4 protein-coding genes are annotated in these 9,360 nt (G+C 67.3%); 1 reads left to right on the top strand and 3 read right to left on the bottom strand.

Annotation, left to right across the window (positions count from 1 at the left end; translation table 11 throughout):
* Nucleotides 1-9: 9 nt before the first annotated feature.
* From AC1DQP_RS11930 to AC1DQP_RS11920, 3 genes are all read right to left on the bottom strand, one after another.
* The gene (locus tag AC1DQP_RS11930; protein WP_457319255.1) at nt 10-3,132 is read right to left on the bottom strand and encodes an efflux RND transporter permease subunit; all 3,123 of its coding nucleotides are present in this window, start codon (nt 3,130-3,132) and stop codon (nt 10-12) included.
* Nucleotides 3,133-3,166: 34 nt separating this feature from the next.
* Nucleotides 3,167-6,397, bottom strand: a complete 3,231-nt coding sequence (locus tag AC1DQP_RS11925) for an efflux RND transporter permease subunit (protein WP_478051659.1) — start codon at nt 6,395-6,397, stop codon at nt 3,167-3,169.
* A gap of 88 nt (nt 6,398-6,485) precedes the next feature.
* A complete protein-coding gene (locus AC1DQP_RS11920) occupies nt 6,486-7,736 on the bottom strand; it encodes an efflux RND transporter periplasmic adaptor subunit (RefSeq protein ID WP_457319253.1) in 1,251 nt (416 codons plus the stop codon).
* Nucleotides 7,737-7,962: 226 nt separating this feature from the next.
* On the opposite strand from AC1DQP_RS11920, the gene AC1DQP_RS11915 reads away from it, so the two are divergent.
* Entirely contained in the window at nt 7,963-9,294 is a 1,332-nt protein-coding gene (locus tag AC1DQP_RS11915; RefSeq protein WP_457319252.1) for a M20 family metallopeptidase, read from the top strand.
* The last annotated feature ends 66 nt before the right edge of the window (nt 9,295-9,360 follow it).

The raw sequence follows: 9,360 nt of genomic DNA, 5'->3' as shown, positions 1-9,360 counted from the left end.
GCACTACCGTCAGGCGGTCTTGGCGCGCTTGAGCAGTTTCTTCTCGCGGCGGCGTGCGCGACGGTTGACCCAGCGTTCGCGCAGGCAGGAGAAGATGACGTACAGCGCCGGCGTGCTGAGCAGGGTGAGGCTCTGCGAGAACAACAGGCCGCCGATCATCGCGATGCCGAGCGGGCGGCGCAGTTCGGAGCCTTCGCCCAAGCCGATCGCCAGTGGCACTGCCGCCAGGATCGCCACCATGGTGGTCATCATGATCGGACGGAAGCGCACGATGCTGGCCTCGCGCACCGCATCGCGCGGGCTCTTGCCGTGCTCGCGCTGGGCCACTACGGCGAAGTCGATCATCATGATCGCGTTCTTCTTGACGATGCCGATGAGCAGTACCAGCGCGATCATCGAGATCACCGACAGCTCGGTATTGGTCACAAACAGCGCCAGCAGCGCGCCCACGCCCGCCGCCGGCAGCGTGGACAGGATGGTCACCGGGTGCACCAGGCTTTCGTACAGCATGCCCAGCACCAGGTAGACGGTGATGATCGCGGCCAGCACCAGGATCAGCATCGAGTTCGGGTTGAGCTGCACATTGAAGCCGCCGCCATCGCTGATGCGGATGTCGCCGGGCAGGCGCAGGCCGTCCACGGTGGCCTTGATGATGGCTTCGCCTTCGCCGGTGCTTACGCCCGGGGCCAGGTTGTAGCTCAGGTCCATCGTGGTGTACTGGTTTTCGTGGGTGATCTGCGGCGGGGCCAGCCCCGGCACCTGGTGGGCCACGGCAGTGAGCGGGATCATCTCGCCGTTGCCGGCGCGCACGTGGATCTCATCCAGTGCACGCGGGGTGGCGGTCTGCTCGGGCAGGGCGTTGACCACCACGCTGTACTGGTTGATGTCCGAATAGATGGTGGAGATCTGGCGCTGGCCGAACGCGCCGTACAGCGCGCCGTCGATGGCACCGACCGACACGCCCAGGCGCGCGGCCTTGGCGCGGTCGATCACCACATTCTGGCGCAGGCCGGCGGTATCCACGTCGGTGCCGACGTCGCGCAGCATCGGGTTCTTCTTCAACGCCGCCTGCACCTTGGGCAGCCATTCCTGCAGCTGGGCAAGATCATTGCCCTGCAGCGACACGCGGTACTGCGCACCCTGGCTGTTGCCGCCGCCACCATCGCTGGGCAGATCCTGGATCGCGCGCAGGCGCAGCTGCAGGTCGGGGTAGCGGTCGGCCTTGGCGCTCAACCGCGCCAGCGCCAGCGCGGTGGTTTCCTTGCGGCCTTCCTTGCGCGTCTTGAGCTGGATGTTGAACTGCGCGCTGGAGCCCTGGCGGCCGCTGCCCAGGCGCACGCCGACGGTCTTCACCGCCGGATCGGCCATCAGCATGTCGGTGATGCGGCGCTGGCGGTTGACCATGTCCTCGAAGGACACGGTGGCGCTGGAATTGGCGCGGCCCCAGATCAGGCCGGTGTCCTGGGCCGGGAAGGAGCCCTTCTTGACCGCGCCGCCGAGCATCACCGTGGCCACGATCAGCAGGATCGGGGTGAGCGAGAGCAGCATTGCGTGGCGCAGCGAGAAGTCCAGGCACACCGTATAGGTGCGCAGCATGCGGTCGTGCACGCCATCCAGGAAGCGACCGATCCGCGACGGCGTCTCCGGCTCGGGGTGCGCGCTGAGGAAGCGGCTGCACAGCGCCGGGGTCAGGGTCAGCGAAACGATCATGGAAACCACGATCGCCGCCACCAGGGTGATGGTGAACTCGCGGAAGAACGCCCCGACCATRCCGCTGGCGAACAGCAGCGGGATGAACACCGCCACCAGCGAGGCGGTGATCGAGACGATGGTGAAGCCGATCTCGCGCGCGCCGGTCAGCGCGGCCTGCATGCGTGTCATGCCCTCGTCGAGGTGGCGCATGACGTTTTCGATCACCACGATCGCATCGTCGACCACAAAGCCGATCGCGATCACCAGCGCCAGCAGGCTGAGGTTGTTCAAAGTGAAGCCGAACACGTACATCACCAGTGCCGCACCGGCCAGCGACAGCGGCACGGTGACCGCGGCGATCAGCGTCGGTGCCAACCGGCGCAGGAACAGCGCCATGGTCAGGATCACCATCGCCAGGCTGATCAGCAGGGTGATCTGCACTTCATGCAGTGACGAGCGGATGGTCGGGGTGCGGTCGAAGAACGGGGTCAGCACCGTGCCAGGCTGCAGGTAGTCGCGCAGCATCGGAATCTGCGCCTTGACCCGATCGACGGTCTCCACGATGTTGGCGCCGGCACGGGTGAACACATACATCACCACGGCGGGCTTGTGGTCGAACCACGCGGCCTGGTACGCATCCTGCTGGCCGTCGTAGACGTTGGCCACGTCCTTGAGGCGGATCACCCGGCCATCGTCCTGGGTCTTGATGACCAGGTTGGCGAAGTCGGCCGCTCGCGCCACCGAGTCGTTGGCGATGATCGCGGTGGTGGTGTTGCCGTCGGTGAGGAAGCCGGTCGGCGAGGTCACGTTGGCCGCGCGCACCGCGTTGCGCAGGTCGTCGGGGGTGAGGTTGAGCGCGTTGAGCAGGCGCAGGTTGACGTCCACCCGTACCGCCGGGGTGGAGGCACCGGCGATGTCGACCGAGGACACCCCGCTGATCTGGCGGATGCGCTGGGCCAGCAGCGAATCGGCGACGTTGTAGAGCTCATCGGCCGACTGCGTCTGCGAGGTCAGCGCGATGGCGATGACCGGATCATCGTTGGGATTGGCCTTCTGGAACATCGGCGAGCCGAGCCCGGACGGCAGATCTGCCTGCGATGAATTGATCGCCGTCTGCACGTCCAGCGCGGCCGAATCGATGTCCACCCCGCTCTGGAAGATCATGAAGACCAGCGAGCTGCCTTCGGAACTGGAGGAGCGCATCTGGTCCACGCCGGGCAGCTGGCCCAGGTGGCGTTCCAGCGGTGCGGTGACCGTGGAGGCCATGGTGGTGGCGTCCGCGCCGGACTGGCTGGCGTGCACGAAGATCACCGGAATCTGGATGTTCGGCAATGCCGACACGCCCAGTTTCAGGTAGCAGAACAGGCCGACCACGAACAGGCCGATGGCCAGCAGCGCGGTGCCGATCGGGCGGCGGATGAAGGGGCCGGAGATGTTCATGCCGGCATCCTCATGGCACGCAGGTACGGCGTGCTCATGCGCGGTCCTGGGCGCTGGCGTGGCGCAGCGCGCGCTGTTCGCGGCGCAGTCGCAGGCGCTCGGAGAAGCGCTCCATGTACAGGTAGATCACCGGCGTGGTGTACAGCGTGACCAGCTGGGACAGCAGCAGGCCGCCGACGATGGCGATGCCCAGCGGGCGGCGCAGTTCCGAACCGATGCCGGTGCCCAGTGCCAGTGGCAGCGCGCCAAGCATGGCCGCAGCGGTGGTCATCATGATCGGGCGGAAGCGCAGCAGGCAGGCGCGGCGGATCGCATCGTGCGCGTTGGCACCGGCGCGACGCGCCTCGATGGCGAAGTCGACCATCATGATGCCGTTCTTCTTGACGATGCCGATCAGCAGCACGATGCCGACGATGCCGTCCACCGACAACGGCAACCCGCACACCATCAGCGCCAGCAGCGCACCGACACCGGCCGGCGGCAGGGTGGAGATGATGGTCAACGGATGGATGTAGCTCTCATACAGCACGCCCAGCACGATGTAGATCAGCACCAGCGAGGCCAGCAGCAGCCACACCACGTCGGTCTGGCTGCCGGTGAACTCGGCGGCCTTCCCGATGAACTCCGCATGCACCTGCGTGGGCATGTCCAGGCTGTCCTTGGTCTCTTCGATCGCCTTGACCGCATCGGACAGGGAATAGCCCGGGGCGATGTTGAACGACACGGTCACCGCCGGGAGCTGTTGCTGGTGGCTGACCACCAGCGGGGTGCTGGTGACCTTGCTTTCGGCGAGTGCGGCCAGCGGGATGATGTTGCCGGCGCCGATCGGGATGCCGGTGTTCTGCGCGCCGATGCCGGTGGCCGTGGACGAGTTGGACGAGGTGACCTGGCCGAAGTTGGTGGCGTTGCTGCCGGTCAGCGCGCCGGCCCCGTTGGAGGCCACCGCCAGCTGGTGCATCAGCGCGGTGCTGGTGCGGAACTCCGGCGCCACTTCCAGCACCACGCGGTATTGGTTGAGTTCGGTGAAGATGGTGGAGATCTGGCGCTGGCCGWAGGCGTCGTACAGGGTGTCGTCGATGGTCTGCATCGGCACGCCCAGCACGCTGGCCTTGTCGCGGTCGATGTTCAGTTCCAGCGCGCGGCCCTGGTTGGCCAGGTTGTTGTCCACGTCGGCCAGCTCCGGGCGCTGGCGCAGCGCTTCGGTCAGGCGGTTGGCCTGCAGCGCAACCTGCGCGCTGTCCACGTCCGACAGCGAGTACTGGTACTCGGTGGCGGCCACGCGGGTGTCCAGGGTGACGTCCTGCACCGGCTTGAGGTACAGCGCCACGCCGGGGATGCCGGCCACGGCGTGCTGCAGGCGCGGCAGAATCTCATCCAGTCCGTCGCGGTCGCCACGCTGCTTGAGCACGATCGACAGCTGGCCCTGGTTGAGCGTGGGGTTCATGCTGCCGGCGCCGATGAAGGCCGACACGCCGGTCACCGCCGGGTCCTTGCGCAGCGCTTCGGCCACGGCCTTGGTGCGCTGCTCCATCTGCGGGAAGGCGATGTTCTGGTCGGCCTGGACCACGCCGGTGATCAGGCCGGTGTCCTGCTCGGGCAGCAGGCCCTTGGGGATCACGATGTACAGCACCACGGTCAGCACCAGGGCACCGGCGGCCACGGCCAGGGTCAGCGGCTGGTGCTCCAGCACCCAGTCCAGGCTGCGCTCGTACGCGCCCACGGTACGCGTCCACAGGTTTTCCTTGCCGGCCGCGGCGGCACGCTCGTGCGCGTCCTCGCCTTCGGGCAGGGCATCGGGCTTGAGCAGGTAGGCGCACATCATCGGGGTGAGCGTCAGCGAGATCAGCATCGACAGCACCACCGCGATGCTCAGCACCCAGGCGAACTCGTGGAACAACCGGCCGGTGACGCCGGGCATCAGCAACAGCGGCAGGAACACCGCCACCAGCGAGATGGTCAGCGAGAGCACGGTGAAGCCGATCTGCTGGGCGCCGATCTCGGCCGCTTCCGGGCCGCTCTTGCCCTGTTCGATGTAGCGCACGATGTTCTCGATCATCACGATCGCATCGTCGACCACGAAGCCGGTGGCCACCACCAGCGCCATCAGCGACAGGTTGTCCAGCGACATGCCGGCAAAGGCCATCACCCCGAAGGTGCCGGCCAGCGACAGCGGTACCGCCACCGAGGGAATGATGGTGGCCCACAGCCGGCGCAGGAACACGAAGATCACCGCGACCACCAGGCAGATGGTGAGGATCAGGGTGAACTGCACTTCATGCACCGAGGCGCGGATGGTCTCGGTACGGTCGGAGAAGATCTCCAGGTGCACGTCGGCCGGCAGCACGTTCTGCAGCTGCGGCAGCAGCGCGCGGATGCGTTCGACGGTCTGCACGATGTTGGCGCCGGGCTGGCGGCGCACTTCCAGCAGCACCGCCGGCTTGCCATCGGCCCAGGCGGCGAGCTGGTCGTTCTCCACCCCGTCGATGACGTTGGCCACGTCCGACAGCCGCACCGGGCGGCCGTTCTTGTAGCTGATGATGGTGTCGCGGTACTCGGCGGCGCTGGTCAGCTGGTCATTGGTGCCGATGGAGTAGGACTGGGTCTTGCCGTTGAGCGAGCCCTTGGGCGCGTTGACGTTGGCCTGGGTCAGCGCGCTGCGCAGTTCTTCCAGGGTCAGGCCCATGTTGGACAGCTGCGCCGGGTTGACCTGGATGCGTACGGCCGGGCGCACGTTGCCGGCGATGGACACCAGCCCCACGCCCTGCACCTGCGACAGGCGCTGGGCGAGGATGGAGTCGGCGTAGTTGTTCACATCGCGCAGCGGGCGCGTGTCGGAGGTGAGCTTGAGGGTGACGATCGCCGCGTCGGCCGGATTCACCCGGTTGTAGACCGGCTGGTAGGGCAGCGAGGAGGGCAGGGTGGCCTGGCGGATCGCGGCCTGTACGTCCTGGGCGGCGATGTCGATGTCCCGGTCCATCGAGAACTGCAGGATGATCGTGGACAGACCGGCCGAGGAATCGGAGGTCATGATCTCCAACCCGGAGATCTGCCCGAACTGGCGTTCCAGCGGGGTGGTCACCAGCGAGGCCATGGTGACCGCGTTGGCGCCGGGGTACTGGGTGGTCACCACCAGGCTGGGCGCGTCGATCTCCGGCAGCGCCGACACCGGCAGCTGGCGGTAGCCGAGGATGCCGAGCAGCAGCAGGCCCGCCATCAACAGCGAGGTGGCGATCGGGCGGCGGATGAAGATCGTCGAAAAGCCCACGGGCGGATCCTTGCTGTTACGTCATGCGGCGTTGGAACGGGCAGACGCCAGCAAGGCGGCCGGCGTCGGGAACGTCAGGCAGGCGCGCTCAGCGCGGACCGCCACCACGGCGGCCACCACCAGCACCCTGCTGTTGCGCGGCGGCCTTGAGTTCGGCCTCGGTCGGCGCGGCCGGGGTCTCGCCCGGCTTGAGCGCGTTGACCTTGCTGCCCGGCTTGAGCCGGAACTGGCCCTCGCTGACGACGCGCTCGCCGCCCTTGAGGCCGTCGGTGATCTGCACGTTGCTGTCGCCCACTTCCACGCCGCTCTTGACGGTCTGCATGGCAACGGTGCTGTCGGGCTTGACGATGTAGACGTACTCGCCGTCCGGGCCGCGCATCACGGCCTGGGTGGGGATGACCACGCCGCCGCCAATGGTGCGCAGCTGCATCCGCACGTTGACGAACTGGCCCGGCCACAGGCTGTTGTCGGTGTTGTCGAACAGGGCGCGCACGCGGAAGGTGCCGCTGTCGCTGCTGATCTGGTTGTCCACCACGTCCAGCTTGCCGCCGTCGGTGAGCACGTGCGAGTCGTTGCGGTCCAGCGCGGCGATGGTCACCGGGCCGGCCTGCTGGGCGGTGCGCACATCCGGCAGCTGGCGCTCGGGCAGGTTGAACACCACGTGGATCGGGTGGATCTGGGTCAGGGTGACCAGCGCGGTGCCGGCACTGACGACATTGCCGGCGTCCACCGCGCGGATGCCGGCGATGCCGGTGATCGGCGCGGTGACGCGGGTGTACTGCAGCTGCACCTGGGCCGCGCGCATGCTGGCCTCGTTGGCGGCCACGGCGCTTTCGAACTGCGCCACCTGGTTGCGCTGGGTGTCCAGGTCGGTCTTGGCCACGTACTGGCGGTACTCCGGCGAATTGGAGCGCTGGTAGTTGGAGCGCGCGGTGGCCAGCTGGGCCTGGTTCTGGCGCTTGGCCGCGGCGGCCTCGTCGTAGCTGGCCTGCAGGCTGCGCGGGTCGATCTGCGCGAGCAGGTCGCCCTGCTTTACTTCCTGGCCTTCCTTGAAGTTGATGCTGATCAGCTGGCCGCCGACCTGCGGGCTGACGGTGACGGTGTTCATCGCCGCTACGGTGCCCAGTGCGCTGGCATACACCGGCACGTCCTGGCGAATGGCGTCGACCACGGTGACCGGGACCGGTCCGGTGTCGCGCTGGTCGCCGTCCTTGCCGGCGCCGGCAGCGCTGCCGCCCGCCTCACCCTTGTGCTTGCCACCGTTGAGCAGGTGCAGGCCGATGAAGCCAATCACCAGTACGGCGACCACCAGCAGCACGATCTTCCAGAAACGCGACATTCAACTAACTCCTGAGGCTGGCGGAGGGCAGGGCCCGATTGGCTGGTGCAAAGCATACCCGTGGTGCGCGGGCTTTCATGCATGACGGATGGGACGGGCGGTCAGACCGGATGTGACCGGCCAGGTTCCACGGATCAACGCCTGCGGGGGCAGAAAGTTACAGCAGCAAGTGCGCTGATGGCCTACATTCAGTTTGGTCCGCCCTGAACACCCGTGGAGATCCTCGATGCCCCGTCTGTCGCTGCTGCTGTCCGCCCTGCTGCTTGCCTGCCCCGCACTGGCCGCGGCCACCCCTGACGAACGCCCGGAAGTGACTGCCGCGGCGACCCGCCTGCACGCCAAGGTGGTCGACTGGCGGCGCGACTTCCACCAGCACCCGGAGCTGTCCAACCGCGAGGAGCGCACCTCGGCGAAGGTGGCCGAGCAGTTGCGGGCGATGGGGCTCAAGCCGAAGACCGGGATCGCCCATCACGGTGTGGTGGTGGTCATCAAGGGGGCAAAGCCGGGTCCGCGCATCGCCCTGCGCGCGGACATGGACGCGCTGCCGGTGACCGAACAGACCGGGCTGCCGTTCGCCTCCAAGGTGACCAGCACCTACCGTGGCGAGCCGGTCGGGGTGATGCACGCCTGCGGCCACGACGCGCATACCGCCACGTTGCTGGGGGTGGCCGATGCGCTGGTGAAGATGCGCGAGAACCTGCCAGGCGAAGTGATGCTGATCTTCCAGCCCTCCGAGGAAGGGGCGCCGCCGCCGGAAGAGGGGGGTGCGTCGTTGATGCTGAAGGAGGGGCTGTTTGCGGACTTCAAGCCGGAGGCGGTGTTCGGCCTGCATGTGTTCTCCAGCGTGCCGGCGGGGCAGATCGCGGTGCGCGGTGGGCCCTTGATGGCAGCCTCGGACCGGTTCGGGATCAAGGTGATCGGGCGGCAGACGCATGGCTCGGCGCCGTGGAACGGGGTGGATCCGATCGTGGCGACGGCCGATCTGGTGGGCACGGCGCAGACGATCGTGAGCCGTCGGGCGAACCTGTCCAAGCAGCCGGCAGTGCTGACCTTCGGGGCGATCAAGGGCGGCATCCGCTACAACATCATTCCCGATGAGGTGGAGATGGTGGGGACGATCCGCACGTTCGATGAGGGGATGCGGCAGCAGATTTTCGCGGACCTGCGCAATGTGGCCGAGCACACGGCGGCGGCGCACGGGGCCAAGGCGGTGACGGAGATCTATGAGTCCGAGGGCAATCCGGCGACGGTGAACGATCCGGCGCTGACGGCGAAGATGCTGCCGAGCCTGCAGGCGGTGGTGGGCAAGGACAATGTGTACGAGCCGCCGCTGCAGATGGGCGCGGAGGATTTTTCGCTGTACGCGCAGCAGGTGCCGGGGATGTTTTTCTTCGTGGGGTCCACGAGTGTGGGCATCGATCCGGCTACGGCGCCGGCCAACCATTCGCCGAAGTTCCTGCTGGATGAGAAGGCGCTGGACGTGGGGTTGCGGGCGTTGCTGCAGGTGAGTCTGGATTATCTCAATGGGGTGGGGGTGGTTGCGCCTGCGGCGGGCTGAGGCCAAGGCAGGATCAACTGCCAGTGCCAGTGCAACGGCAACGGCAACGGCAGAGCATTTGTCGTC

This window comes from Stenotrophomonas sp. P5_A8, from assembly GCF_056400545.1.
Note: the sequence above shows the minus strand (reverse complement) of the source record. Positions and strands in the feature narration are given on the sequence as shown.